The organism is Microbacterium sp. M3 (assembly GCF_033548675.1).
In the GTDB taxonomy this organism is placed as follows: domain Bacteria; phylum Actinomycetota; class Actinomycetes; order Actinomycetales; family Microbacteriaceae; genus Microbacterium; species Microbacterium arthrosphaerae.
In genome coordinates this window covers 623461-650044 of record NZ_JAWTZT010000001.1, presented here as the reverse complement: position 1 = coordinate 650044, position 26584 = coordinate 623461, and the positions used below count along the sequence as shown (strand labels likewise).

28 protein-coding genes are annotated in these 26584 nt (G+C 73.2%); 23 read left to right on the top strand and 5 right to left on the bottom strand.

The genetic code is table 11. The features are described 5' to 3' along the window. Positions 1-21: 21 nt before the first annotated feature. From R8Z57_RS02970 to R8Z57_RS02950, 5 genes are all read left to right on the top strand, one after another. Positions 22-3084 (top strand): beta strand repeat-containing protein, encoded by a 3063-nt coding sequence (locus tag R8Z57_RS02970; RefSeq protein WP_318352260.1) that lies wholly within the window; start codon positions 22-24, stop codon positions 3082-3084. A 342-nt stretch (positions 3085-3426) separates the two neighbouring features. Beyond that, positions 3427-4263, top strand: coding sequence for a zinc-ribbon domain-containing protein (locus R8Z57_RS02965; protein ID WP_318352259.1), 837 nt, complete (start codon positions 3427-3429; stop codon positions 4261-4263). Between the two features lie 67 nt (positions 4264-4330). After that, on the top strand, positions 4331-4537 hold the full coding sequence (locus R8Z57_RS02960; protein ID WP_318352258.1) for a hypothetical protein: 207 nt from the start codon (positions 4331-4333) through the stop codon (positions 4535-4537). Positions 4538-4625: 88 nt separating this feature from the next. Further along, on the top strand, positions 4626-4847 hold the full coding sequence (locus tag R8Z57_RS02955) for a hypothetical protein (RefSeq protein WP_318352257.1): 222 nt from the start codon (positions 4626-4628) through the stop codon (positions 4845-4847). A gap of 159 nt (positions 4848-5006) precedes the next feature. Continuing rightward, entirely contained in the window at positions 5007-6377 is a 1371-nt protein-coding gene (locus R8Z57_RS02950) for an MFS transporter (protein ID WP_318352256.1), read from the top strand. Between the two features lie 61 nt (positions 6378-6438). Here R8Z57_RS02950 and R8Z57_RS02945 read toward each other — a convergent pair whose 3' ends face one another. Together R8Z57_RS02945 and R8Z57_RS02940 are read right to left on the bottom strand one after the other, a co-directional pair. Beyond that, the gene (locus R8Z57_RS02945; RefSeq protein ID WP_318352255.1) at positions 6439-6855 is read right to left on the bottom strand and encodes a hypothetical protein; all 417 of its coding nucleotides are present in this window, start codon (positions 6853-6855) and stop codon (positions 6439-6441) included. A gap of 4 nt (positions 6856-6859) precedes the next feature. After that, positions 6860-7672 (bottom strand): CDP-alcohol phosphatidyltransferase family protein, encoded by an 813-nt coding sequence (locus tag R8Z57_RS02940; protein WP_318352254.1) that lies wholly within the window; start codon positions 7670-7672, stop codon positions 6860-6862. Positions 7673-7692: 20 nt separating this feature from the next. Between R8Z57_RS02940 and R8Z57_RS02935 the strand changes: the two genes are divergently transcribed. The 13 genes from R8Z57_RS02935 to R8Z57_RS02875 all read left to right on the top strand — a co-directional run bounded on the left by R8Z57_RS02935 (position 7693) and on the right by R8Z57_RS02875 (position 19049). Further along, entirely contained in the window at positions 7693-8733 is a 1041-nt protein-coding gene (locus R8Z57_RS02935) for a zinc-binding alcohol dehydrogenase (protein WP_318352253.1), read from the top strand. Then, entirely contained in the window at positions 8730-9125 is a 396-nt protein-coding gene (locus tag R8Z57_RS02930; protein ID WP_318352252.1) for a 6-carboxytetrahydropterin synthase, read from the top strand. Before R8Z57_RS02935 ends, R8Z57_RS02930 begins: the two co-directional genes overlap by 4 nt. 56 nt (positions 9126-9181) lie before the next feature. After that, the gene (locus R8Z57_RS02925; RefSeq protein WP_318352251.1) at positions 9182-10141 is read left to right on the top strand and encodes a glycosyltransferase family 4 protein; all 960 of its coding nucleotides are present in this window, start codon (positions 9182-9184) and stop codon (positions 10139-10141) included. After that, entirely contained in the window at positions 10138-10962 is an 825-nt protein-coding gene (locus tag R8Z57_RS02920) for an SAM-dependent methyltransferase (protein ID WP_318352250.1), read from the top strand. The genes R8Z57_RS02925 and R8Z57_RS02920 overlap by 4 nt, the downstream gene beginning before the upstream one ends. Then, positions 10950-11903, top strand: a complete 954-nt coding sequence (locus R8Z57_RS02915; RefSeq protein WP_318352249.1) for a lysylphosphatidylglycerol synthase domain-containing protein — start codon at positions 10950-10952, stop codon at positions 11901-11903. The genes R8Z57_RS02920 and R8Z57_RS02915 overlap by 13 nt, the downstream gene beginning before the upstream one ends. Next, positions 11900-12679, top strand: coding sequence for a RibD family protein (locus tag R8Z57_RS02910; protein ID WP_318352248.1), 780 nt, complete (start codon positions 11900-11902; stop codon positions 12677-12679). The genes R8Z57_RS02915 and R8Z57_RS02910 overlap by 4 nt, the downstream gene beginning before the upstream one ends. Then, complete coding sequence (locus tag R8Z57_RS02905; protein WP_318352247.1) at positions 12676-14310, top strand: CDP-alcohol phosphatidyltransferase; 1635 nt, start codon at positions 12676-12678, stop codon at positions 14308-14310. The genes R8Z57_RS02910 and R8Z57_RS02905 overlap by 4 nt, the downstream gene beginning before the upstream one ends. Positions 14311-14351: 41 nt before the next feature. Beyond that, on the top strand, positions 14352-14846 hold the full coding sequence (locus tag R8Z57_RS02900; protein WP_318352246.1) for a GNAT family N-acetyltransferase: 495 nt from the start codon (positions 14352-14354) through the stop codon (positions 14844-14846). Positions 14847-14997: 151 nt separating this feature from the next. Further along, positions 14998-15966 (top strand): DUF2510 domain-containing protein, encoded by a 969-nt coding sequence (locus R8Z57_RS02895; protein ID WP_318352245.1) that lies wholly within the window; start codon positions 14998-15000, stop codon positions 15964-15966. Next, positions 15963-16766 carry a sulfite exporter TauE/SafE family protein gene (locus tag R8Z57_RS02890; RefSeq protein WP_318352244.1) on the top strand — a complete coding sequence of 268 codons (804 nt, stop codon included), beginning with the start codon at positions 15963-15965 and terminating at the stop codon, positions 16764-16766. The genes R8Z57_RS02895 and R8Z57_RS02890 overlap by 4 nt, the downstream gene beginning before the upstream one ends. A gap of 280 nt (positions 16767-17046) precedes the next feature. Further along, complete coding sequence (locus R8Z57_RS02885) at positions 17047-17496, top strand: MaoC family dehydratase N-terminal domain-containing protein (RefSeq protein ID WP_318352243.1); 450 nt, start codon at positions 17047-17049, stop codon at positions 17494-17496. Further along, the gene (locus tag R8Z57_RS02880) at positions 17493-17909 is read left to right on the top strand and encodes a MaoC/PaaZ C-terminal domain-containing protein (protein WP_318352242.1); all 417 of its coding nucleotides are present in this window, start codon (positions 17493-17495) and stop codon (positions 17907-17909) included. Before R8Z57_RS02885 ends, R8Z57_RS02880 begins: the two co-directional genes overlap by 4 nt. Positions 17910-17912: 3 nt before the next feature. Continuing rightward, a complete protein-coding gene (locus R8Z57_RS02875; RefSeq protein WP_318352241.1) occupies positions 17913-19049 on the top strand; it encodes a UDP-N-acetylmuramate dehydrogenase in 1137 nt (378 codons plus the stop codon). On the opposite strand, the gene R8Z57_RS02870 is transcribed toward R8Z57_RS02875, so the two are convergent. The 3 genes from R8Z57_RS02870 to R8Z57_RS02860 all read right to left on the bottom strand — a co-directional run bounded on the left by R8Z57_RS02870 (position 19046) and on the right by R8Z57_RS02860 (position 22244). Further along, positions 19046-19174, bottom strand: a complete 129-nt coding sequence (locus R8Z57_RS02870; RefSeq protein WP_318352240.1) for a hypothetical protein — start codon at positions 19172-19174, stop codon at positions 19046-19048. The two genes, R8Z57_RS02875 and R8Z57_RS02870, sit on opposite strands and share 4 nt — an antisense overlap. Before the next feature lie 695 nt (positions 19175-19869). Continuing rightward, positions 19870-20751, bottom strand: a complete 882-nt coding sequence (locus tag R8Z57_RS02865; protein WP_318352239.1) for an endonuclease domain-containing protein — start codon at positions 20749-20751, stop codon at positions 19870-19872. A gap of 290 nt (positions 20752-21041) precedes the next feature. After that, positions 21042-22244, bottom strand: coding sequence for a pyridoxal phosphate-dependent aminotransferase (locus tag R8Z57_RS02860; RefSeq protein WP_318352238.1), 1203 nt, complete (start codon positions 22242-22244; stop codon positions 21042-21044). A gap of 178 nt (positions 22245-22422) precedes the next feature. On the opposite strand from R8Z57_RS02860, the gene R8Z57_RS02855 reads away from it, so the two are divergent. From R8Z57_RS02855 to R8Z57_RS02835, 5 genes are all read left to right on the top strand, one after another. Further along, positions 22423-22815: a hypothetical protein gene (locus tag R8Z57_RS02855; protein ID WP_318352237.1), complete on the top strand. Its 393-nt coding sequence runs from the start codon at positions 22423-22425 to the stop codon at positions 22813-22815. A gap of 86 nt (positions 22816-22901) precedes the next feature. Then, entirely contained in the window at positions 22902-23813 is a 912-nt protein-coding gene (locus R8Z57_RS02850) for an ABC transporter ATP-binding protein (protein ID WP_318352236.1), read from the top strand. Then, complete coding sequence (locus tag R8Z57_RS02845) at positions 23810-24688, top strand: ABC transporter permease (RefSeq protein WP_318352235.1); 879 nt, start codon at positions 23810-23812, stop codon at positions 24686-24688. Before R8Z57_RS02850 ends, R8Z57_RS02845 begins: the two co-directional genes overlap by 4 nt. 70 nt (positions 24689-24758) lie before the next feature. Further along, positions 24759-25946, top strand: a complete 1188-nt coding sequence (locus R8Z57_RS02840; RefSeq protein WP_318352234.1) for a sensor histidine kinase — start codon at positions 24759-24761, stop codon at positions 25944-25946. Further along, positions 25943-26575 carry a response regulator transcription factor gene (locus R8Z57_RS02835; RefSeq protein WP_318352233.1) on the top strand — a complete coding sequence of 211 codons (633 nt, stop codon included), beginning with the start codon at positions 25943-25945 and terminating at the stop codon, positions 26573-26575. Before R8Z57_RS02840 ends, R8Z57_RS02835 begins: the two co-directional genes overlap by 4 nt. The last annotated feature ends 9 nt before the right edge of the window (positions 26576-26584 follow it).

Below are 26584 nucleotides of genomic sequence, written 5' to 3'. Positions count from 1 at the left end.
CTCTCCCCGGGGGTATGAGAAGTGGCCGGTTACGATGTCGCGCGCGGGGCCGCCGCGCCCCGACGATCCGCACGACGGTGGGTGGCGGCATCCGTCACCATCGCCCTGACCCTGTTCGGCGTGGTCGCCGCGCCGTCCTTTGCTCAGGCAGACGGCCCCACGACTTTCAGCAACACGTCGGCGATCGCCATCCCCGCCGCCGGGTCGGCGGACCAGACCGGCGAGGCCAACCCCTACCCGTCGGCGATCACGGTGGCGGGCATGAACGGCGCCGTCACCAAGGTGCAGGTGGTGTTCCACGACCTCAGCCACGCCTCGCTCGGCGACGTCGACGCCATGGTCGTGGCCCCGACCGGCGCCAACCTGGTCGTACTGTCGGACGCCGACCAGCCGAGCGGATCGCTGACGTTCTCGACCAACGCCACGCTGACCTTCGACGACGCGGCCGCGGGCGGCGTGCCCACCGGCAACGTGCCCACGGGCACGTATCGCCCCACGAACGGCAGCGGGCCGGACTCGTTCCCGGCACCCGCGCCCTCGCCGTCGGCGCAGACGACCCTCGCCGGCGCGTTCACCGGCATCAACCCCAACGGCACGTGGCAGCTCTTCATCGTCGACGACGCGACGGGCGACCTCGGCCAGATGGCGGGCGGATGGAGCCTCGTGATCACCACGGAGGTGGCGGCGGTCACGACGACCACGACCGTCACCACCTCGGGCTCACCGTCGACGACCGGCGCCCCGGTCACCTTCACCGCGACGGTCACGGGCGGGGGGAGCCCCGTGACGACGGGGACGGTCGCGTTCACCGCCGACGGCGTGACGATCGGCGGTCCCGTCGCCGTCAATGCCTCGGGCACGGCCTCGCTCACGACGACCGCGCTGGCGGAGGGCACCCACCTGATCGTCGGCACCTATTCGGGCAGCACCGGCTTCCTGACGAGCAACGGCTCGGTGTCGCAGCGCGTCGACAACCAGACCACGGTGACGGGCAACACCTTCTGCAACACCGGACCGCTCACGATCCCGGGTCAGGGCGCGTCGTCGCCCTACCCGTCGAACATCACCGTCTCGGGCCTCACCGCACCGATCACCAACGTGACCGCGACGCTGAACGGCCTGTCGCATCAGGTGCCCGTCGACGTCGACGTCATGCTGTCAGGGCCGGCGCCGGCGACCAACCTGGTGCTGATGAGCGACGTCGGCGGCACCTCGGCCGTCAGCGGCGCGACGGTCACCTTCGCCGACGCGGCGGCGACGGCCGTGCCGACACCGCTCGTGTCGGGAACGTTCCGCCCGACGGACGACGACGCGGATGTGCCGGATGCCGCGTTCCCGGCGCCGGCGCCGTCACCGAGTGGGGCGACCGCGCTGTCGACCTTCGACGGTGCGAGCGCCAACGGCGTCTGGAGCCTGTGGGTGGTCGACGACGCCTCCGGCGACGCCGGGTCGATCAGCGGAGGCTGGTGCCTCACCATCACGACCCTGAGTGCGACGACGACGGCGCTGGCGTCGAGTCTGAACCCGTCGACCTTCGGACAGTCCGTGACTTTCAGTGCCACGGTCACCTCGGGCGGCGCGCCCGTCACCGCCGGGTCCGTCGTGTTCGCCGACGGTGCGACGACGCTCGCCGCCGTGCCGATCGATGGTGCCGGTCAGGCGAGTCTCACGACGAGCGCGCTCGCGGTGGGGACCCACGCGATCACGGCGAACTACTCCGGAACCCCGGATTTCGGGGCGAGCGACGCGAGCCTCTCGCAGGTCGTACAGGTCGTGCCCACCGCGACGGCGCTCAGCTCGAGCCTCAATCCGTCGGAGGTCGGCGATCCAGTGACGTTCACCGCGGTGGTGACGGCGGGCGGCTCGCCGGTGACGAGCGGGTCGGTCACGTTCGCGGACGGCGCGACCACGCTCGCGACGGTGGCGGTGGGCCCGACGGGCACGGCGACGTTCACGACGGCGGCGCTGGCGGCCGGCGCTCATGCGGTGTCGGCGACCTATGGGGGCACGGCGGTGTTCGCGACGAGCAGCGCCGGCCTGGATCAGACTGTGGACGTCGTGCCGACGTTGACGGCGCTCAGCTCGAGCCTCACTCCGTCGGAGGTCGGCGATCCGGTGACGTTCACCGCGACGGTGACGGCGGGCGGTTCGCCGGTGATGAGCGGGTCGATCACGTTCGCGGAGGGCGCGACCACGCTCGCGACGGTCACGGTCGATGCGACGGGCACGGCGACGTTCACGACCGATGCGCTGGCCGCCGGCACGCACACGATCAGCGCGGCATACTCCGGCACCGCCGCCCTGGGTGCGAGCGCCGACGATGTCGAGCAGTCGGTGCTCGAACCCGTCGTCGCGGACGCCGGCGGTCCGTACTCGGTCGCCGAGGGCGGCAGCCTCACGCTGGACGGCTCGGGATCAACCCCCGAGGCGGACTACGCGTGGGATCTCGACGCCGATGGCGACTTCACCGACGCGAGCGGGCCGGCCCCGACCCTGACCTGGACGCAGCTCGAGGCCCTCGGCATCGACGACGGCCCGTCGACGCACACCATCGCGCTCAGGGTGACGGTCGGCGCCCGGGCAGAAACCGCCACCGCCGTCCTCGACGTGGTGAACACCGCGCCCGACGCGGTGGTGACGGGTGCGCTGACGGCGACGGCCGGGGTGCCGTTCACCATCAAGGTCGGCGCCGACGACCCGTCGGCCGCCGACATGGCCGCCGACTTCGTCTACACCGTGGATTGGGGCGACGGCTCCGCCGTCATCACCGACACCGGGCCCGCCGATCCGCCGTACACACACACCTACGCGGCCGCCGGGACGTACACGGCGACGCTGACCGCGACCGACAAGGACGGCGGCACGAGCGATCCGCTCACGATCCAGGTGGTCGTCGCCGCGGCCGCGACGCCCACTCCGACGCCGCCGAGCACGACGCCCCCGCCGGCGCGTCCGGCCGGGGGAGGCGGGCTGCCCGTGACCGGTGCTGACGCGAGTGCCGCGACGCTGGCCGCCGGAATCCTGCTCCTCCTCGGTGCCGCGCTCGTCGCCGTCGGCCGTCGAACGGCGCGCCGGACGAGCTGAGCGTCAGCCGGATCGTCCGGGCGGCCGCGGTCGCCATCCCGGTCGGACCGGTCGCGGAGACGCCGCATGGCCGCTCCCCAGAAGCGGCCATGCGTGCGAGCCCGGGCGAGGTGCGGCGCGTCCCCCCACGCGCCGCCCTCGTCCTTCCGCCCATCCCCAGTGGCGCTCGGTTCCCCCGTCTCGCGTCGGCTCGTCTCCCCAGGCGGTCCGGCGTCATTCGGTGGTGATTCGAGCATGACGCCCCGACCGCAAGGGAAGCGCAAGAGGAGCGCAACTCCTCCCGAAAGTCCCCACGACGTTCGCCCGCGAGGCGATGTCGCGGGCCGCGCGTAGCATGCGCGCATGCCGGAGCGGGTGGAACTGTGGTGGGCGCGACGCCAGTTCTCCAAGGGTGCCGACGTGCCGTATCCGGTCGGCACCTACCGGTCGCAGTGGGCGGCGTACCCGGCGCTGGTGCGCCAGTACCATCCCGACCTCAACGCCGGAATCGCACTGACGCAGGTGCCGCCGGCCGCGGACGTGCTGCTGCTGTGGCAGTGCGAGTCGGGGCACACCTTCGCCGCGACGCCGTCCGAGCAGCGGGCGCGTCCCGGTCGCGAACGCCGGCGGTCGGCATGGTGCCCGGAGTGCTCAGCGCTCGCCCTGCGCCCACGGATGCCGGTTGCCGCTCGGGTCGAGAATGCCGCCCCGCCGCGGCGTGCGAAGCCGACGCGGGCGGTGTGCGCGAAGACCCCGTCCCTGCCGCCGGGGGAGCCGTTCGTGAGCGCCTGTGCGCCGAAGCCGGCGTCGGCCGTGGAGGCACGCATCCGAGCCGACGTCTTCGCGCGGCTCGCGGTCACGCCCGGCCTCACGGCCATCCGCACCTCCCGGCCCTTCTTCGACCACCTCGAGGTGTGGCCCGACATCCTGCTGCCCGAGCTTCGCGTCGCGATCGAGTACGACAGCGTCGGGCGCCACGGGCTCGAGCATGTGGGCCGACGAGAGGAGGCCGACCGGCGCAAAGATCGCGCCGTGCGGGTCGTCGGCTGGGAGGTGGTGCGGCTGCGGGCCGGCAAGCTCGAGCCGCTCGGGCCGCATGACGTGCCGCTGACATCATGGTCACGGCGGACCGAGATGCGCCTCATCGACGCTCTCCGCGACATCCGCGGGCCGCTGCTCGTGGACGCCTACCTGACCTGACCCGCCGGGCGGTGCGTGATGCACGCCGGTGTCGGAGGGACTGGCTACGGTGGGAGCCGGAGGGGACATGAAGACCAGACGATTCACTCGCACCTCGACGCAGCTGCCGCGCCGCGGGCACGTGCTCGTGACCATCACGGTGGTCGACGAGAACGGATTCACGTCCCAGTACGAGACGGTCGAGACCCCCGTCGGCGCGTTGCGCGACGGGGTGGCCGCCATCCACGTGGCGGCGGTCACCGCCGACGGCGCCGCCGACTCCCGCACCGCCTGATCCTCGCGAGCCACCCCTTGCGCACGGGGCGTGGTGCACTTAGCATCGAACATAGATTCGATGAAGGGGGACCTCGATGCGAACGGTCATGCGATCAGATGTACAGGTGTGGTGCGAGCGCGGGCGCCCGGTCCGGCTGGTCGTCGAGAGCGAGCGATGGCGCATCATCGACACGCCCACGCGCAGCGACGGCGGGCGTCTGTTCCAGAGCTGGCGGTTCACCGCCCGCAGCGACGTCGACCACCGCACGCGGGTGATGGATGTGGAAGAGGTCGACGGTCACTGGATGCTCGTCGCAGCGTGGGACTGAGGCGCTGACCGCGCGGCATCCTCTCGCGATGTGAAGAACCGGGGATCTTCGCACGGTGAAGCGCCGCTCCGATCTTGAAACATGAATCGTGCGTCAGGTATCGTCCCGCAGGGCGGCTTCCCCGAGTCGCTTCCGCGCTCTACAAGGAGGTACCAGCGCATGACATCCGCAACCCCGGCGAAGACGCCGATGAGGCAGTCGAGTCTCCGACGGGTCGTCACCGCGTCCATGGCCGGCACCGTCGTCGAGTGGTACGAGTTCTTCCTCTACGCCACCGCCGCGACGCTCGTGTTCAACAAGATCATGTTCCCGCCCTCGGACGACCCGTACGCCCCGATCATCGCGGCGTTCGTCACCTATGCCGTCGGGTTCGTCGCCCGGCCGCTCGGCGGGATCGTGTTCGGTCACTTCGGCGACAAGTACGGCCGGAAGAAGCTCCTGCAGTTCGCCATCATCCTCGTCGGCGTCGCGACCTTCCTCATGGGCTGCCTGCCGACGTTCGACATGATCGGCTACTGGGCGCCCGCGCTCCTCATCGCGCTGCGCTTCGCGCAGGGCTTCGCGGTCGGCGGCGAGTGGGGTGGCGCGGTCCTGCTGGTCGCGGAGCACTCGCCCGACAAGCGCCGCGGGTTCTGGGCATCGTGGCCGCAGGCCGCGGTGCCGGTCGGCAACCTGCTCGCGACGGTGGTGCTGCTCGTGCTCAGTCGCGCACTCAGCGAGGAGCAGTTCCTCGCCTGGGGATGGCGCGTCGGCTTCTGGCTGTCGGTCGTGATCGTCGCCGTCGGCTACTACGTGCGCACCCGCGTGACCGATGCGCCGATCTTCGTCGAGGTGCAGAAGGAGGTCGAGCAGTCCAAGGCGCTCCGCTTCGGAGTGCTCGAGGTCATCCGGCGCTACCCCCGGGGCGTCCTGACGGCGATGGGGCTCCGGTTCGCCGAGAACATCATGTACTACCTCGTCGTGACGTTCTCCATCGTCTACCTCAGCACCGCGCTCGAGATGGAGACGGCGGCGATCCTCTCGTGGCTGGTGATCGCGCACATCATCCACATGCTGGTGATCCCGGTCATCGGCGGCCTCACCGACCGCATCGGCCGCAAGCCGGTGTACCTCATCGGCACGATCGGGGCCGCCGCGTGGGGCTTCGTCGCCTTCCCGATGTTCGACACCCGCGACCCGGTGATCATCATCGCGGCGATCTGCCTCGGTCTGTTCATCCACGCCTTCATGTACGCGCCGCAGCCCGCGATCATGTCGGAGATGTTCCCGACGCGCATGCGCTACTCGGGGGTCTCACTCGGGTACCAGGTGACGTCGATCGTCGCCGGCTCGCTCGCGCCCATCATCGCGACCGCGCTCCTGCGTGACACCGGATCCTCCCTCTCGGTCGCCGTCTACCTCGCGATCGCCGCAGCGATCACGCTGGTCGCCGTGGTCTCGATGCGGGAGACGAAGGGCTCGTCGCTGCACGACCTCGACCGGCTCGACGAAGAGCGGCTGGCCGCAGACCGCGTGGCTGCCGACGCCTGACCGCAGCGATCCCGCGGGCCGTCCGCATCCGCGCGGGCGGCCCTCGGAACGTCGGTGCGCGTCAGATCCCGCGGCTCCTCGTCGGCCGGGCCACCGGCATCCGGAACACGATCACGGTCGTGACCGCCAGGATCACGATGCCGAGGGATTCCACGATCACCGTCTCGCGGACGAGCATGAAGTCCCACGTCTCGGTGATGCCGAACAGGCCGACGGTGAGCGCCAGCACGAGGGCGAGCAGCGTCGCGATGAGGAACAGCAGACTCAGCGCGGTCGTCACCTGCAGCAGCCGGCCGTGCAGCACCAGCATGCCGATCGCCAGCACGAGACCCGCGATCGCATTGAGCACGAACATGACGCCGAGGATGCCGCCGACCCCGTTGAAGACGAGGAACAGGTGGATGCCGCCTGCCGCGAGAAGTGCCAGGGCGCTGAGGATCCGCATGACCCAGAGCATGCGTCCGCCGGTTTCGGTCATGGTCCTACCCGCTCTCTTCCGGAGGTGAGGTGGTCGACGCCTTCTCCTGGGACACGATCCCGGACCCCCTGCGGTTCATCCTGATGAGCCACAGCACATCGCGACCGAACGACTCCGACACCAGCGCCAGCGCCGCCGCGGCCATCAGGAGGTTTCCCGCCGGCGGAAGAAGCTGCGACGCGACCACGGTCAGTGCCACCCCGCAGGCGGCGGTGACCACCTTGCGCCAGTAGCGCGGCGGCAGGGTCCGGCGCATCCACGGCAGCAGCCACCCGGCCGCCACGAACGCGTAGCGCAGCAGCCCGATGATGAGCACCCACCAGCCGACGTAGCGCGCGTCGTAGACGCAGAGCGCGAGCAGGAGGTAGGCGTCGACCTCCATGTCGAACTGCGCGCCGAGCTCGCTCTCGCTGGCGGTGCGGCGGGCGACCCAGCCGTCGAGGCCGTCGAGCACCAGGGCGCAGGCGGTCAGCGAGACGAGCAGGAGCGTCGGCACCGGGCCGGAGAACGACGCGACGATCAGCGCGGTGACGAGGCCCACGAGCGTCGAACGGGTCGCCGTGACGGCGTTGGCAGGCCCGAGCCGCCCCGCGCCGCGGCGGCGGAGCCCCCGAGTGAGCAGCAGCGTCGAGACCACCAGGTAGCCGGCGCCGGCGGCCCCTGCGTACCAGGGCAGCGGGGCTCCGATCCCGATCGCCACCAGGCCCGCGCACCCGGCTGCGACCCACCACCACGGCTGCGCCCACGCGGCACGGCTCCCCGCCTCGGGCGCAGGCGGCGGCCCGTCGAGCCGTGGCGGACGCTGAACTTTTCGCATGCACGCTCCGTGTACTCCTCATGGCGGACACCAGGAACACGACGCAGGCACCCGTCGCGGTTCACCTCGAGGATCCGGATGCCGCCACCGCCTGGTGGACGACGGGCCCGGGGAAGGGCCAGTTCCGGTCGGAGCCGCTGCCGACACCCTCCGCCGCAGAAGCGGCGGTGCGCACGCTCTGGACGGGGATCAGCCGCGGCACCGAATCGCTCGTGGCACGCGGGGCGGTGCCGGAGTCCGAGCGCGAGCGCATGCGGGCGCCGTTCCAGGCCGGCGACTTCCCGTTCCCGGTGAAGTACGGCTACCTCAACGTCGGCGTGGTCGAGAACGGCCCGTCGGCGCTGCGCGGCCGAACCGTGTTCGCTCTCGTCCCGCACCAGTCCCGCTATGTCGCCCCGGCCGACGCGCTCGCGGTGGTGCCCGACGACGTCCCCGCCCGGCGCGCGGTGCTCGCCGGCGCGGTCGAGACCGCGGTGAACGTGCTGTGGGATGCCGCGCCCGTGGTGGGCGACCGCGTGCTGGTGGTCGGGGCCGGGATCGTCGGGGGCGCGATCGCCCGCCTGGCCCGCGGCATCCCGGGCGCGGAGGTGACCCTGGTGGACGTCGACCCGGGCAAGGCGGCCACGGCGCACGCACTCGGCGTGGCGTTCGCCGAGGCGGAGGACCTCGGCGACGCCGATCTCGTCGCGGATGTCGTCATCGAGGCCAGCGGCACCGGCGCGGGTCTGCAGCGGGCGCTGCGTGCGGCACCCACCGACGGGGAGGTGGTCGTCGCGAGCTGGTACGGCAGCGACGCCGTCCCGCTCGAGCTCGGTGCGGACTTCCACTCGCGCCGCATCGCGATCCGCTCCAGCCAGGTGGGTGCCGTGAGCGTGCGCCGGCGCGCGCAGCGCTCCACGCGCGACCGCCTCGCCCTCGCGCTGCGGCTGCTGGCCGATCCGGCGTTCGACGCGCTGCTCGGCGGCGCGACGCCGTGGCGGGCGCTCCCCGAGATCACCGCGGCGCTCGCCGCCGGCAGCGCCGGAGTACTGTGCCAGACGATCGATTGGAGTGCCGAATGACCTTCAGCGTCACCGTCCGCGACCATCTGATGATCGCCCACAGCCTTCGCGGCGACGTGTTCGGCCCGGCGCAGCAGCTGCACGGGGCGACGTACCTCGTCGATGCCACCTTCCGCGCCGCCGCCCTCGACGACGACGGCGTCGTGGTCGACATCGGTCGCGCCGGCGACCTCGTCCGGCGGATCGTGGGGGAGCTGACCTACCGCAATCTCGACGACGTGCCCGACCTGCAGGGTGTCAACACGACGACCGAGCGGCTGTGCCAGGTCATCGGCGACCGCCTCGCCGTCGCCGTGCGCGAGGGCGCGGTCGGTGACGCGGACCTCAGCGGCATCACCGTCACCCTGCACGAGTCGCACGTCGCCTGGGCCTCTTACGAGGTGGCCTTGTGACGAGCGGCCGGTCGGTCCGCTTCGTCGTCCCCGACGGGATCGACGATCCGCATCGCGTGAGCGGCGGAAATGTGTACGACCGGCGTGCGTCCGACGGGCTGCGTGATCTCGGCTGGCAGGTCGCCATGGTCGAGGTCGGGGAGGGAGCGGACGCGGCATCCGCTCTCCGCTCGATGCCCGACGACGCGCTCGTCCTCGTGGACGGGCTCGTGGCGGGCTGGGCGCCCGCGGCGATGGTCGAGGCCGCCGGGCGACTGCGGCTGGTGGTGCTCGCGCATATGGTCGTCGCGTCGTTCCCTGACGCCACCGAGCCGGCGGTCGAGGCCGAGCGCCGCGTGCTGGCGGCGGCGCGGGGCGTGATCGTGCCGAGCCGATGGGCCGCGGCCGAGCTGGCGCGACGGGGCCTCGTCCCCGATCAGTGCGTGCGGATCGCCGTGCCGGGGGTCGACGTGCCGGTTCACCCGGCCGAGCCGAGCGGTGACGGCGCGCTGCTGTGCGTGGGTGTGATCGCGCCCCACAAGGGGCAGGACACGCTGCTCGACGCGCTCGCGGCGCTGCCCGACGTCGACTGGACGTGCGCCCTCGTCGGCGCCGCCGACGCGGACCCCGACTTCGCGTCCGAGGTGGCCGCACGCGCCGCGGCGCTCGGGGAACGGGTGCAGCTGCTCGGCGTGCTCGACGAGGCCCGGCTCGCCGCGCTCTACCGCCGCAGCGCGCTGCTCGTCGCGCCCTCGCGCGTCGAGACCGGGGGGATGGCGGTCGCCGAGGCGCGCGCCCACGGGCTGCCGGTCGTCGGCGCCGACACGGGCGGCATCGCCGACGCGCTGGCGGACGGCGGCGGGATCCTCGTCGCCCCGGACGACCCGGACGCGCTCGCCGCCGCCCTGCGCGGCTGGCTGTGCGACCCGGAGCTCCGCCGCCGGCTGCGCGGCGAGGCGCTCGCCGCCCGTGCGGCGCTGCCGCGCTGGTCCGGCACGGTCGCCGACATCGCTCGAGCGCTGGAGGCGGCGGCATGAGCTCCATCTCGACCGCGACCGCCGACTGGCTCGCGCTGCGGGCGCCCGCCGACGATGCCGCCCGTTCTGTCGAGCTGGCGCAGCGGCTGGCGCGGATGCTCGAGCGCGACCCCGCGCCGCAGGTGGTGCACGACCTCGGCGCGGGCACGGGCTCGATGACCCGCTGGCTCGCACCCCGGCTGCCGGGACCGCAGAAGTGGATCCTCCGCGACGGCGACGCCGGCATCCTCGCCCACCTCGACCTCGCGCCCGTCGCCGATGCGACCGGTCGCCCGATCCGGTCCGACGTGGTCGTGGAGCACCTCGCCGAGCTCCCGCGCGATGCGTTCCACGGCGCCGCGGCGGTGGCGGCATCCGCTCTCCTGGACGTGGTCACCGAGACCGAGGCCGGCCGCATCGTCGCCGCGTGCGTGGACGCCCGCACGCCGGCGTTCTTCAGCCTCTCGGTGACCGGGCACGTCCGGCTGCGTCCGGGACGCGACGCCGTCGAAGACGACCTGCGCCGCGCCTTCAACGACCATCAGCGTCGCGAAGCCGACGGCAGGCGGATGCTGGGGCCCGATGCCGTCGCGGTGGTCGCCGGCCTGTTCGCGTCGGCCGGATGGCACGTGCGCACCGCGGCGACGCCGTGGCGACTCGACGCGCAGGCCGGCCCGCTCCTGGACGAATGGCTCGACGGATGGGTGGCCGCGGCCGTCGAGCAGCGGCCCGAGCTGGCCCGCGTCGCGGGCGAGTACCGGCGCCGTCGCCGCGCGCAGGCCGAGGACGGCCGCCTGCGCGCGACGGTCTCGCACGAGGACCTGCTGGCATGGCCCGACTGACGAGCCTGCCGCCGCGCGTGCGATCCGGGCTGCGGATCGCCGCGGCGCTCGCCGTCGTGGCCGCCACGATCGCCGTCGTGGGGGTGCCCTCCTTCCTCCACGGGCTGACGTCGCTCTCGCCGCTGGCGATCCTGGCGGCCCTGGCGCTCGCCGCGGTCGCGACGGCGGCGGCGGCGTGGCGCTGGCGCGTCGTGTCGGCCGGCTTCGGCCTGCCGCTGGCGTGGACCGCCGCCGTCGGGTCGTACTACCGGTCGCAGTTCCTCAACACGGTGGTCCCGGGCGGGGTCTGGGGCGATGTGCACCGTGCCTACGTGCAGGGGCGGCATCACGAGCGGCTCGACCTGGCGGCGCGCGCCGTCGCGGCCGAGCGGATCGCCGGGCAGCTCGTGCAGCTGCTCCTCACCCTCGCGATCCTGCTGCCGCTCGGACTCAGCTCGCCGCTCGCGCCGCTGGCGTGGGCCACCGCCGCGCTGGCGGTGCTCATCGGCGCGGCGCTCATCGTCGTGGCGGCCACCCGGCGCGGGCGCCGGGCGGCGCGGCGCGAGTACCGGCTGCTGCGGCCCGTGCTCGTCCGCCCGTCGCGGCTGATCGCCATCGCCGCGGCCTCGGTCGTCGTCGTCGCCGCGCACGCGACGACCTTCGTGGTGGCGGGCCTGGCCGCCGGCATCCGCGCCGATGCCCGCGACCTCGCCCTCGTGGCGCTGATCGTGCTCGCGGCCGCCGCGATCCCGGTCAACGTCGGAGGCTGGGGACCGCGCGAGGCGGTCGCCGCTGCGGCCTTCGCGCTGGTCGGTCTCGGTTCGGCGGCCGGCCTCGCGGTCTCGACCGCGTACGGCGTGCTCGTCCTCGTGGCCCTCGCCCCAGGCGCCGTCGTGCTGCTCCTGGACCGCTTCCGCTCGCCCGGCCGGAGGAGCATCATCGGGGGGAGGAGATCCGCATGAGCGAGCGACCGTACGTGACCCTGAGCTGTGCGATGTCGATCGACGGCTACCTCGACAGCGCCGAGCCGGCACGGCTCGCCATGTCGAACGCGGCGGACCTCGACCGCGTCGACGCCGTGCGCGCCCATCACGACGCCATCATGGTGGGCGCCTCGACCGTCCGTCGCGACAACCCGCGGCTGCTGGTGAGGGATGCCGCACGCCGGGCGCGCCGGCTCGCCACCGGCCGGTACGAGTCACCCGCGAAGGTCACGGTGACGGCGAGCGGCGAGCTCTCGCCCGACGCGGCGTTCTTCACCACCGGCGACGGCCCGCGCATCGTCTACTGCCCGCGCGAGCGCGCGACCGCCGTGCGCGACCGGCTGGGCGACCGGGCGACGGTCGTCGGGCTGGGGGAGGACTGCGTCACCATGGCGGCCCTCGTCGAGCATCTCGGGGCCCAGGAGGGCGTGCGCAGCCTCATGGTCGAGGGAGGGGGCACCGTGCTCACGCAGTTCCTCAGCGCCGACCTCGTCGATGAGCTGCACCTGGTGGTCGCACCGTTCTTCGTCGGCGAGGCGCGCGCGCCCCGCGTGGTCGGCCCCGCCGCGTATCCCTGGACGGCGGGTCGCCGCGCGCACCTTGCCGACACCCGGCAGATCGGGGACGTGGTGCTGCTGCGCTACGCGCTCTCCGAGCGCTTCGGCATGCTGGACGCGCGGGAGTCCGCCACCGGCGCGGAAGCGCTCGCCGCGCAGGCCGCCGATGCCGAGGCGGTCACCGCCGAGCTGCCGTGAACCGCGGGCCTGCGGCGCCGCGACCCACGCGCCGGGCGCGGGCGGCCACCGGCTGCGCGATCGCCCTCCTCGTCGTGCTGCCGCTGGTTCCGGGCGTCTTCGCGACGGGGTCGCCGTTCGGGCTCATCCGGGTGCCGGTCGAATCGATCGTCGTCCTGCTGGTCCTCGCGCTCGTGCCGTGGCGGATGCCGCGCCTCGCGGTGGCGACGCTCTTCGGCGCCTTCGTGGCCATCGCGGTGCTTCTGGCGGGCATCGATCGCGGCTATCAGGCGGCGCTCGGCATGCGCTTCGTGCCGCTGGACTGGCCCCAGCTCGGCGACGCCTACGGGGTGATCGCCGCGGCGATCGGCACGACTCCGGCGAGCGCGATGTTCACCCTCGCGGCCGCGGTGATCGCGGCGATCTGCGCGGCCCTCGCGTGGGCCGCGCTCCGCGTGGACGCGGCCGTCCGCGGGTTCCCGCGTGGCCATGTCGCCCTCGCGGCGGTGACCGCGGCGTGGATCGCGTTCGCCGCGGCCGCCCCGCCGCTCGGCGCCGCCGCTCCTGTTGCGGCCGCGGCATCCACCGGATCCATCGGCTCGGCGCTCTCACGAACCGTGTCGGCACTCCAGACGCGGGCTCTCGTGGCGCGCGAGATCGCGGACGACGCCTTCGCCGACGTACCCGCCGACAAGCTCCTCGCCGGCCTCCGCGGCAAGGACGTCGTCATCGTGTTCGTCGAGAGCTACGGCCGGGTCGCGCTCGAGGGCGATGGGGTGTCGGACGGAGTCCAAAACGTGCTGCGCGCCGCCGAGGACGACCTCGCCGGCGCGGGCTACTCGATGCGGAGCGCGTGGCTCACCTCGCCCACCTTCGGCGGCGTGAGCTGGCTCGCCCACGCCACGCTGCAGACCGGGGTGTGGGCCGATGCGCAGGCGGTGTACGACCAGGTGGTGCAGAGCGACCGGCTCAGCCTCAGCGCCGCGTTCGGCAGGGCGGGCTGGCGTACGGTCAGCGACGTCCCGTCGAACACCCGGCCGTGGGAGGCGGGGGCGACCTTCTACGGCTACGACCTGCTGCTCGACGCGACCAACGTGGGCTACCGCGGGCCGTCGTTCGGCTACGCCCGCATCCCCGACGAGTACACGCTGAAGCACTTCGCCGATCGGGTGCTCGCCGACGGTGAGCCGCCCGTGATGGCCGAGATCGATCTCGTGTCGTCGCACACGCCGTGGGCGCCGCTTCCCGAGCCGGTGCCATGGGCGCAGATCGGTGACGGATCGGTGTACGCCGAGCAGGCCGCCCGGAGCCCGTCGGCGAGCGAGGTGTGGCAGGATCCCGCGAGCGTGCGGCGCGCGTACGGCCGTTCCATCGAGTACGCGCTCGGTGCATTGGGGTCGTTCCTGCGGAACGCCGACGACCGCGACCTCGTCGTCATCGCCCTCGGCGACCACCAGCCCGCCGCCATCGTGAGCGGCGAGCGCGCGTCGCGGGACGTGCCCGTCAGCATCATCGCGAAGGATCCGGCCGTCGTCGACGCGATCGCCGGCTGGGGGTGGTCGGCCGGTCTGCGTCCGGATGGCGAGTCCCCGGTCTGGCCGATGGACGCGTTCCGCGACCGGTTCCTGGCGGCCTTCTCGGCGGCGCGGTGAGCGCTCCCGCCGTGCGGCAGGGCAGCTGGCAGGATGACGGGATGACGTTCACGGTGCGCGAGCCCCGCGTGCAGGAGGCGGCCGAGATCGCCGACGTGCACGTGACGACGTGGCGCGAGACCTACACGGACCTGCTGCCGGACGGCTTCATCGACGACGACCATGTCCGCGCCCGGCACCGGATGTGGGCGACGCTGCTGGCAGACCCGCGCGAGGAGTGGATCGTCCGCGTCGCGGAGCGGGACGGGGCCGTCATCGGGCTGGCCATGGCCGGTCCGGCCAACGGGCAGGAGGGCGAGCCGGCGCCGCGCGAGCGTCAGCTCTACATGCTCTACGTGCTCGCGGCCGAGCATGGTCGCGGAGCCGGGCAGGCGCTGCTGGACGCCGTGCTCGGTGAGGAGCCGGCGATGCTGTGGGTCGCGAAGGAGAATCCGCGTGCGGTCGCGTTCTATCGCCGCAACGGCTTCCGGTTCGACGGTGCCGAGCAGCAGGATCCGCTCGCGCCGAAGATCGTCGACGCCCGGATGGTGCGCTGACCCGCGGGGCGGCGACGCCCGGCAGCGCGTTGCGATGCGCTGATCGCGAGAGCGGATGCCGCATCCCGCGCGCGTGGGAGGCGGCATCCGTCCGTCCTTTCCCGTGTGCGCAGCCGCCGGACGGCGAGCCCCCGGCGTCTACGCTGTGAGGATGACCACGACTCCTCCCGGTTGGTACGACGACGGCCACGGCGCGCTGCGCTGGTGGGACGGGAGCCAGTGGACCGAGCACGTCGCGCAGCCCGACCCCGAGCCGTCCGACGCCCCCACCGAGGCAGAGATCGTGGCGGCGCAGCAGCGCGCCGAGCCGGCGCCCGCGTGGCCCGCCGCCGAGGAGCCGGCGCCCGCGTGGCCCGCCGCTTCCGAGCCCGCCGCCGCGGCGCAGCCCGTGGTCGGCGCGCACCCGGCGCCGGGGACGCCGGTCGAGCCCGCCGCCGGGGTGACGGCGTCCGGCGCCGCGGCATACGGGCAGCCGGGGTACGCGCAGCCGGGGTACGGGCAGGCGTCGTATGCGCAGGGCGAGTACGCCCAGCCGGGGTACGCGCAGGGGGCGTACCCCGACCCCGCGTATCAGGCGGGCGCGGCGACGGGCGGCGCCTTCGCCGCGGCGACCGAGCCGCGGAAGTCGAAGCTGTGGATCGTCTGGGTGGTGCTCGGGGTCGTGCTGCTGGGCGTCGTCATCGCCGCCACCGTGCTCATCCCGCTGCTGATCCTGTCGGCGTCGGCGGGCGGTGGGGCGGGGGCCGCCGGGCAGAGCGCCGACGAGCGCGCCGCCGCCTCGGCGGTGGAGGAGTACGACGCCGCGTGGCAGGACGGCGATTGCGACGGATTCACGGCCGCGACCAGCGACGACTTCCGTGCGCTCAACGGCTTCACCGACTGCACCGCGTTCGAGGCCGACGCCGAGGCGTTCGACGCGAACTTCGACGACTACGTGGTGACGATCACCGAGGTCGAGACCCAGGGCAGCCAGATCGCCGTGACGACGCGGGAGACCTACACCGCGCTCATCGACGAGAACGGCGAGCCCACCGACCCGACTCCGGGTGCCACCGTCTACCACTACACCCTCGTGGCGGCCGACGGCGGATGGGTCATCGACGACCTCACCTACGAATGAGCGAGCAGACAACGCCCACCCGCAGCGCGCGCTTCTTCCTCGTCTGCGTGCTGATCGGCCTCGTGGCGGGCCTGCTCTCGGGACTGTTCGGCGTGGGCGGCGGCACGGTCATCGTGCCGTTCCTCGTGCTGTTCCTCCGGTTCGACCAGCGCCTGGCGGCCGGAACGTCGCTCGCCGCCATCGTGCCCACGGCCACCGTCGGCGTCATCTCCTACGCGGTCCACGGCTCGGTCGCCTGGATCCCCGCGTTGCTGCTCGCCGCCGGTGCGGTCGTCGGCGCGCAGATCGGCACCTGGCTCCTGCCCCGGCTGTCGCTGACGGTGCTGCGCTGGGCGTTCGTGGCCTTCCTCGCCGCCGTCATCGTCAGCCTGTTCGTGGTGGTGCCGTCCCGCGATGCCGAGCTCGAGCTCACGTGGCTGAGCGGTGCGGCGCTGGTCGTGCTGGGCGTGGCCACCGGCATCCTGTCGGGACTCATCGGCGTCGGCGGCGGCATCGTCGTGGTGCCGGCGCTCATGCTGCTGTTCGGCACGAGCGACCTCGTGGCCAAGGGCACGTCGCTCCTCATGATGATCCCGACCGCGGTGTCGGGCACGATCGGCAACGTCCGTCGTCGCAACGTCGACCTCGTGGCGGCCGCCATCATCGGCGTGGCCGCCTGCACGACGACGGCGCTCGGCGCGTGGGCCGCCGTGCTGCTCGACCCGTTCCTCGCGAACGTGCTCTTCGCCGCCTACCTCGTCGTGATCGCGGTGCAGATGGGGCTGCGCGCCTGGCGCGGACGGGCGCGCCCCGCCCGCTGACGCACCGGGCGGTGGCGCTGGGCCGTCGCTCGTGCAGCCGCCGGTGAGACGCACTCGGGCGCGGGGCTCCGCCATCGCTCGCGTCGGGCCGGCGTGGTGCAGCCGACGCGGGGCTCCGCGATCGCTCGTACCGGCCGGTGGCGCTTGGGCCGTCGCTCGTGACCGGCAGGTGTGACGCACTCGGGCGCAGGGCTCCGCGATCGCTCGCTCCGCGCCGTCCGCCCTCGCACGCCCGATCTCGTCCGACCGGGCGCTCGGGACCGCTCGGTAGGATGTCCTGGTGCCAGTGAACCCCGAGCTCGTCGGCCGCGACTTCCCGCCGACCGCCCCCTACCTCGTGGGTCGCGAGAAGGTGCGCGAGTTCGCGCGCGCCGTCTTCGCCGACGACCCGCAGCACACCGACCCCGCCGCCGCGCAGGCGCTCGGTTACGCGGACGTCGTCGCGCCCCCGACCTTTCCGATCGTCGTCACCGACGCCACGCTCCAGCAGCTCCTCGCCGAACCCGACTCGGGCATCGTGCTGCAGAATGTGCTGCACGCCGAGCAGAAGTTCCGCTACAGCCGGCCGATCGTCGCGGGCGACGAGCTGACCGCACGGCTCGCCGTCACCGGGATCCGCGCGATGGGAGCCGCCGCGATGGTGACCAGCGAGTCCGAGATCACCGACGCCGACGGCGCCCACGTGGTGACCGCGACGTCGATTCTGCTGGTGGGGGAGGGCAGCGAGTGAGCGCGTTCGCGAACCTGAGCGTCGGCGACGTGGTCGCCGAGCGCACGGTGCATCTGACCCGGGAGTCCCTCGTGCGCTATGCGGGGGCATCCGGGGATTTCAACCCGATCCACTACCGCGACGACGTCGCCGCCGCCGTCGGCCTGCCGGGTGTCCTCGCCCACGGCATGCTCACGATGGGCGTCGCCGTCGGCACCCTGGCGTCGTGGCTGGGCGACAGCGGCCGCCTGCTCGACTACGGGGTGCGCTTCACCAAGCCCGTCGTGGTCGATCCCGAGACGGGCGCGGACGTCACCGTCGTGGCCAAGGTCGGAGCGGTCGACGACGAGTCGGCACGCATCGACCTCACCGTGTCGTACGCCGGCGCGACCGTGCTCGTCAAGGCGCAGGCGCGCGTGCGGACCACCGACTGACGCATGCCCGACATCACCCCGATCCCGCTCTCGGGACTGACCACGCTGCGCACCGGCGGCCTGCCCGCCCGCATGATCGACGCGGCGACGACCGACGAGCTCGTCGGCGCCCTGCGCGACGTCTGGGCGACCGGCGACGAGTGGCTCGTGCTCGGCGGCGGCTCCAACCTGTTCGTGGGAGACGAGCCGTTCGACGGCACCGTCGTGCGCGTGCTGACGAAGGGCATCGAGCGGATGCCGTCACCCCTGCCGGGTCGCGTGCGCCTCAGGGTGCAGGCGGGCCACGACTGGGACGACCTCGTCGCCTACGCCGTCGGCGAGGGCCTGGGCGGCATGGAGGCGATGTCGGGCATCCCGGGCACGGTGGGTGCGGCCCCGGTGCAGAACATCGGCGCGTACGGCCAGGAGATCGTGCAGACGCTCAGCGAGGTCGAGCTGCTCGACGAGTCGACGGGCGAGGTGTCGACGGTGCCGGCCGCCGAGCTCGGCCTGGGCTTCCGCACGTCGGTGCTGAAGCACCACTACGGCTCGGTTCCGGCCCGTCGCGCGGTCATCCTGTCGGTCACGCTCGATCTCCCCGAGGTCGGGCATGAGCCCCGCCGCATCGCGGGCGACCAGCTGCGCACCGCGCTGCGGCTGGCGCCCGACGACGAGGTCACCCTCGCCTGGGTGCGCGAGCGCATCCTCGAGACCCGGCGCAGCAAGGGCATGGTGCTCGACGCCGACGACCCCGACACCTACAGTGCCGGATCGTTCTTCCAGAACGCCGTGGTCACGGCATCCTTCGCACGCACCCTCCCCGATGCGTGCCCTCGCTGGCCGGTGCACCCCGACCTCGACCCGGTGCTCGTGATCCCGCTGGCGAGCTTCGACGGCCATGTGCCGGCGCCGAGCGCCGTCGAGTCCGACGTCAAGGTGAGCGCGGGATGGCTGATCGAGCACGCGGGCGTCCGCAAGGGCTTCAAGCTGCCGCGCTCGCGTGCGGGACTGTCGACCAAGCACGCGCTCGCGCTGACCAACCGCGGCCGGGCGACGGCGGCCGAACTCGCTGAGCTCGCCCGGTTCATCCAGGGCCGCGTGCAGGCCGAGTTCGGGCTCATCCTGCAGCCCGAGCCGGTCCTGGTGAACGTCGAGCTCTAGCCCGGCCGGTCTTCGTCGTCCTCGCCCGAGTCGCCGGCCTCGTCGACCAGCAGCTCGCGGTGCGCCGGTGCCAGGTTCGCCAGCGCGGCCACCAGTTCCATCGCGACCCTCAGTCGTCGTCCCATGGCGCGTGTCCTCTCGTCCGCCTTCACAAAGGACGACGAACGGCACGGCGCTCGTCTCGACGTTCCTCCCCGGTCCACTTCCCGCGCTCCCTCCCTCGAGTCGCCAAGACACGCCGGTCGGCCACACGCGGCTGCAGCGTGTCTTGGCGACTCGAGCGCTGCGCGGGCCGGCACGAGCGCTGCGCGGGCCGGCACGCGCGCAGCGCGGCCCAGCGGTGAGAGGTCTCCATACGGTCGCCACAACACGCCGGTCGGGCCGCGCGGATGCGGCGTGTCTTGGCGACTCGAGCATGAGGAGCGGGCCTGGTGCCGTCGGCCCGGCCGTGCGGGGAGACGCCCGGCCGCGCGGCGAGACGCCCGGCCGTGCGGCGAGACGCCCGGCCGTGCGGGGAGACGCCCGGCCGGTCCGCCACACGCAGCTGCGGCGTGTCTTGGCGACTCGAGCGCTGCGCGGCCCGGCACGCGCGCAGCGCGGCGCAGCGGTGAGAGGTCTCCGCGCAGTCGCCACAACACGCCGGTCGGGCACGCGTGGATGCGGCGTGTCTTGGCGACTCGAGCATGAGAAGCGGGCCCGGTGCCATCGGCCCGCCCGGGCGTGGAGACGCCCGGGCGGGCGTGGAGACGCCCGGGCGGGCGTGGAGACGCCCGGCCGTGCGGGGAGAGAGGCTGCGGGAGGGGCCGGGGCGCGACCGGCGTCAGCGGGCCAGCAGGCGACGGACGCGTGCGACCAGAGCGGCGGGGTCGTCGAGGTCCCGCGCGGTCACAACCGTCACCCTGTAGCCGAGGGACTCCAGTTCAGCGCGCCGGACCTGATCGCGGCTCCACTGGCCAGGGCTGACATGGTGCTCGCCGTTGTACTCGACCACCAGGCGTGCTGCGCGGTACAACATGTCCACCCGTGCGACGAAGCGTGTGCCGTCGAAGATCTCGACGTTCGTGTCCGGTGCGGGGAGGCCGGCGAGCACGAGGATCGCGCGAACCTCGGACTCGCGCGGCGACTCCACCCCGGGCGAGGCCAACGTCAGGGCTGTGGCGCGCGCTCGGGCGCCCCGGCCCGAGCCGGCTTGCGTATGCGCGTGACACAGCTGCTCCAGCGAAACCACCGGCCGGCGGCGCGAGATGAGGTGGTCGGTGATGGCCACGAATCGCGGGAGGGAGACGAGCGATGCGAGGCTCGCCCACGTACGCGCCGGCGTGGTCGTGCGGATCCCGCGCGCCTCGTGCACGTCGCCGGGCGCGATCTTCACCGCGCGCCCGACGACGCCGTCGCGACGGATGCGATTGGCCGGCAGTGCCACCCCGACCGTCGGTCGCGCGAACGCGCGCCATCCCAGCTCGAGGGGAAGCGGCATCCCATGCAGGACTCCTGCCGTGGCGTCGCACGCGAACGTGTGAGACGGAAGCACACTGAACAGCACGCGCAGGCGCTCGAAGTCGGACAGGGCGCGCTGGGCCCTCGTGCCGTGGAACGGCGCCGACAGTCGCTTGGCCTGCAATCGACCCGACGAGACACCGAGGAGTCGCGCATCGCGCACGAGGAAGGCGTCGCCGAGTTCGGACGGAAGGGCGGAGCGCATGCTTCATGCTGCGCCCGCTCGTGACCCGGCCGGCTGCACCTAACGGGATCTGTGCAGACTGCGCTTCGCGCACCGCGCTGTGGAGGAGACGCGGCCGGACGGCCGCGTCACAGCTCTCGAGGCACTCGCCACAACACGCCGATCGAGGGGCGGTCGCATCGGCGTGTCTTGGCGAGTCGGGTCAGCACGGCAGCGAGGGGGGAGGGGGGAGGGGGCGAGGGGGGAGGGCGAAAAGCGGAACGCGGATGCCTCGGGCCGAGGCATCCGCGTTCCGTGACGGTCGTGCGCGGTTACGAGGCGAAGAGGCGCTGCAGGCGCTGCACGCCTTCGAGGAGGGCTTCGTCGCCGAGCGCGTACGAGAGGCGCAGATAGCCGGACGGGCCGAAGGCCTCGCCGGGCACCACGGCGACCTCGGCCTCTTCGAGGATGAGGTCGGCGAGCTCGAGGGTCGTGGTGGGGGTCTTGCCGGCCCAGTCGCGCCCGAGGAGGCCGCGCACATCGGGGTAGGCGTAGAAGGCGCCGAGGGGCGTCGGGACCGTCACGCCGTCGATCTTCGACAGTTCGGTGACGATCGTGCGGCGGCGGCGGTCGAACGCCAGGCGCATCTGCTCGACCTCGCTCTGGGGGCCGGTGAGGGCGGCCAGCGCCGCGCGCTGCGCGATGTTGTTGACGTTGGAGCACAGGTGCGACTGCAGGTTGCCGGCGATCTTGATGGCGTCCTTCGGGCCGATCATCCAGCCCACGCGCCAGCCGGTCATTGCATACGTCTTGGCGACGCCGTTGACCAGGATCGTCTGCGCCGCGGCAGCCGGCGCCGCCTCGACGATCGACACGGCGCGCACGCCCTCGTAGACGAGGTTCTGATAGATCTCGTCCGAGATGATCCAGATGCCGTGCTCGACGGCCCACTCGCCGATCGCCCGCGTCTCCTCCTCGGTGTAGACCGAGCCGGTCGGGTTGGAGGGGGAGACGAACACGAGCGCGGTGGTCTTGTCGGTGCGGGCGGCCTCGAGCTGCTCGACGGTGACCTTGTAGTCCTGGTCGGCGCCGGCGAACACCTCGACGGGCACGCCGTCGGCCAGCGCGATCGCCTCGGGGTAGGTGGTCCAGTACGGCGCCGGCAGCAGCACCTCGTCACCGGGGTTCACCACGGTCTGGAAGGCTTGGTACACCGCCTGCTTGCCGCCGTTGGTGACGATGATCTGCGTCGGGTCGACCTCGAGGCCCGAGTCGCGCAGCGTCTTGGCGGCGATCGCCTCGCGCAGCACGGGGAGGCCGGCCGCCGGAGTGTAGCGGAAGTTCGCGGGGTCGCGCAGCGACTCGGAGGCCGCATCGACGATGGCCTGCGGCGTGGGGAAGTCGGGCTCGCCCGCCGCGTACGAGATGACGGGGCGGCCGGCGGCCTGCAGCGACTTCGCCTTGGCGTCGACCTTCAGGGTCGCGGACTCGGCGATGGCGGAGAGCTTACGGGAGAGCGGTGCGCGTTCGGTCACGCCTTCGAGCGTAGTCCGCGGGCGGTCCGCGGTCAGCCGCCGATCGCCGGCCCGTGGCTCGAGGTTGTGCGCGATGCGCGCAGCGCGCGACGGAACGTCCGGTCACGGCGCCCGCGACGGAACGTCCGGTCGCGGCGCGCCCTCCCGCCGTGGGCCGCCGCGGAGTAGCCTGTGCGACGTGGACGCGTGGATCTGGGGCGCCGTGGCGATGGCCCTCGTGCTGGTCGTCGCCGGCGGCATCGCCTGGTGGCTCGCGCGCGGCTGCGTGCTCACGATGGTCGGCGCGACCGGAGCGATCCTCGGCGGCGTGATCTCGCTCGTCACCGTCAGCGTGATGCTCGATCCCGACACGGCGCTGCGCGCGGCCGGGATCCTCACCGTCGTCTCCGGGGCGTGGCTGCTCGCCTGGGCACTGGCCGGCGGCATCCGCGGACAGCGCCTGCTCCGGGCCGAACAGCGAGCGGATGCCGCGACCCCCGCGCCTGCGCCGCGCACCGCGGCGACGCCCGGCACCGTCAGCCCGGGCGCCGCCGCTCCGACCGCTGCCGCGGTGCGCGCCCGCCACATCTGACCGAGCGCGCCATCCACCGAATGGGGGATGCCTCCTCCTGCGGATGACGGCTGGGCCGGGCACCCCCGTCGCACCAGGCTGGAAGCATGCAGACACAGGCGGTGCGGGTGCGGAACCTGCGCAAGACATACGGCGACCGGGCCGTCGTCGACGGGGTGTCGTTCGACATCGCGCAGGGCGAGACGTTCGCCCTCCTCGGACCGAACGGCGCCGGCAAGTCGACGACCGTCGAGATCCTCGAGGGGTACCGCCGGCGCACCGGCGGCGACGTCGAGGTGCTGGGCGTCGATCCGGCGACGGGCGGGCTCGACCTCAAGGCGCGGCTGGGCATCGTGCTGCAGTCCACCGGGCAGTCGGGGCTCGTCACGGTGCGGGAGCAGCTGCGGCAGTTCGCGGGCTTCTACCCCGATCCCCGCGACGTCGACGAGGTGATCGCGGCGGTCGGCCTGCAGGCGCAGGCCAAGACGCGCATCTCGAAGCTCTCGGGCGGTCAGCAACGGCGCGTCGACGTCGCCCTCGGCATCATCGGGCGACCCGAGCTGCTCTTCCTCGACGAGCCGACCACCGGCTTCGACCCGCACGCCCGCCGCGAGTTCTGGGACCTCATCCGCCGGCTCCAGGGCGAGGGCACCACGATCCTCCTGACGACGCACTACCTCGACGAGGCCGCGCAGCTCGCCGGCCGGGTCGCGGTGATCGCGGCCGGCCGCCTGCAGGCGATCGGACCGGTCGCGGGCTTCGGCGGCGAGGCGGCGCGCGTGCCCATCGTCAAGTGGCGGGAGGGCGGGATGCCGCGGCAGGAGCGCTCGGCCGATCCGCTGGCGTTCGCGACCGACCTCGCGGCGCGCCTGGGCCACGCGCCCGACGAGCTCGAGATCGTCCGCCCGAGCCTCGAGGACATCTACCTCGGCCTCGTCGCCGAAGCCGATGCCGCCCGCGACGCGGCCGGCGCGGACCCGGCGAGTTCGGCCGTCTCACCGAAGGGAGCGGGTCGATGAGCCTCGCCATGAACCAGCCGGGCACGGCCACCGCGGCCGCCGGCATCCGTCCTCGCCCGCGGCGTCGCAATCTCGTCGCGGTCGGCATCTGGCGCACGCGCTTCGAGCTCGTGCAGTACTTCCGTTCGGGCGACACGCTCTTCTTCACGTTCCTCTTCCCCGTCTTCATGCTGGGCCTGTTCAGCGTCGCGTTCGGGTCGGACGGCGACGTCCAGGTCGCTCCGGGCGTGCCCCCGATCTCGATGGCCGAGCTCTACCTTCCCGGCATGCTCGCGGCGGGGCTCCTGCTCTCGGGGTTCCAGAACCTCGCGATGGACATCGCCGTCGAGCGGTCCGAGGGCACGCTGAAGCGACTGGGCGGCACGCCGCTGTCGCCGGTGAGTTACTTCGTCGGCAAGATCGGACAGGTCGCGGTGACCGGTGTGCTGCAGGCGGCGCTGCTGCTGGTGTTCGCCGTCGTCGTGCTCGACGTGCAGCTGCCGACGTCGGCCGAGAGCTGGCTCACGTTCGCGTGGGTGTTCGTGCTCGGCATCACCACGTCGGCGCTGCTGGGCGTCGCGCTCTCGTCGGTGCCGCGCACCGCGAAGAGCGCCACGGCCGTGGTCGTGCCGATCGCCCTCGCGCTGCAGTTCGTGTCGGGCGTGTACCTCAACTTCTCGCAGCTGCCGGACTGGCTGCAGAACCTCGCGAGCATCTTCCCGCTGAAGTGGATGGCGCAGGGCATGCGGGCGGTGTTCCTCCCGGACGAGTACGCGGCGCTCGAGCAGAACGGCGAGTGGAACCTCGCCGGGGTCGCGCTCGCCCTCGCGGTGTGGCTCGTCGTGGGGCTCGTCCTGTCGCGCCTGACCTTCCGCTGGATCCGGCGCGACGCGTAGCCCGAGCCCGATCCGCCCCGTAGCCTGACGGGTGCCCGCCCGCTGTCCGGGCGGGCACCGGAGGATCCACATGCTCAAGCCACGCTGGTGGGACGTGACGGTCGGCGCCGGATCGCTCGCGATCGCCGTGGGCCTGATCTTCGGCTTCGGCCCCGACGACCCCGGGCGCGTCCTGGTCGGCCTCGCGAGCATCGCGCTCTTCGCGCTGACGTACGTCCTCATCGCCCGCCCCGCCCTCGCCGATCCGCCCGCAGGGTGGCGGTTTCCGGCCTTCCTCGTCGTCGCCGCGCTCTCGGTCGGAGTGGGTGCGGCGGCCGCGCCGTTCCTCGCGATGCTGCAGACGCTGGCCTACCCCCTCACATGGGTGCTCGGCGACACCCGGAAGCGCGGGATCCTCGGGTCCGTCGTCATCGCCGTCAGCGTCTTCACCGGCGTCTTCCTCGGCAGCGGCCTCACCGCCGACGCCGCCGTCTCGGGCGCGGCGACGGCCATCTTCTCCGTCGTCTTCGCCACGGCGCTCGGACTGTGGATCGCGAGCATCGCCGAGTACGGCGAGGAGCGGGCGCGCCTGGTCGGCGAGCTCACCGCCGCGCAGGCGCAGGTCGAGGCCCTGAGCCGCGACCGGGGCGCCGCGCAGGAGCGCGAGCGCCTCGCGCGCGACATCCACGACACCCTCGCCCAGACGCTCGCCGGTCTCGTGATCTTCGCCGAGCGCGCCGGCCGTCAGTCGCGGGAAGGACGAGCGGATGCCGCGGCCGAGACCATCGCGACGGTCGAGCAGGTCGCGCGCGACGCCCTGGCCGAGGCACGCGCGCTCGTCGCACGCACCGCGGCGGTGCCGAGCGAGCCGGTGCTCACCGCGGCGGTCGAGCGGCTGGTCGACCGCTTCCGCGCGCACGGCATCGCCACCGTGACCCTGGATGCCGACGTCGCCCAGAGCGCGGTCGACCGCGACACCGAGGTGGTGCTGCTGCGGTGCCTGCAGGAGGGACTCTCGAACGCCGCGAAGCACGCCGGTGCCGCGCATGTCACCGTGCACGTCGGCGTCGCGCCGGACGGCACGGCGTTGCTCGTCGTATCGGACGACGGGGCCGGGTTCGACCCGTCCGAGCCCACGCGCGGCTTCGGACTGTCGGGCATGCGCGAGCGGGTCGAGATCGCCGGTGGCACGCTGGAGGTGTCGTCCCGCCCGCACGCCGGCACGACGCTGCGGGTCTCGCTGCCGGCGGCACACGTCACCGAGGGGGAGCACGCATGATCCGGCTGCTGATCGCCGACGACCACCCGGTGGTGCGCGCCGGTCTTTCCGGGCTGCTGTCGGACGAGCCCGGCTTCGAGGTCGTGGCGGAGGCATCCGACGGCGACGAGGCGGTGCGCCTGGCGACCGCGACGCGTCCTGATGTCGTGCTGATGGACCTGCGCATGCCGCGCGTCGACGGCGTGAGCGCGACGGCCCGGATCGCCGGGGGAGAGGCGGGCAGCCCGCCGCCGCGCGTGCTGATCCTCACCACCTACGAGTCCGACGACCAGATCCTCGCCGCGATCGAAGCGGGGGCCGCCGGGTACCTGCTGAAGGCCGCCCCGCAGGCGGAGATCGTGGCGGGCATCCGGTCGGTGGCATCGGGTCAGTCGGCGCTGTCGCCGCAGGTCGCGGTCCGGCTGGTCGAGCGCATGCGGCGCCCCGAACCCGAAGCGGTGCTGACCGCTCGCGAGCTCGACGTGCTGCGGCTCGTGGCGAGCGGCCACAGCAACAAGCAGGCGGCGGCCGCGCTCGGCATCGGCGAGTCGACCGTGAAGACGCACCTGCTGAAGATCTTCGACAAGCTCGGCGTCGCAGACCGCACGCGGGCGGTGACGCTCGCCATGGAGCGCGGCCTGCTGGGGTGACCGAGTCGG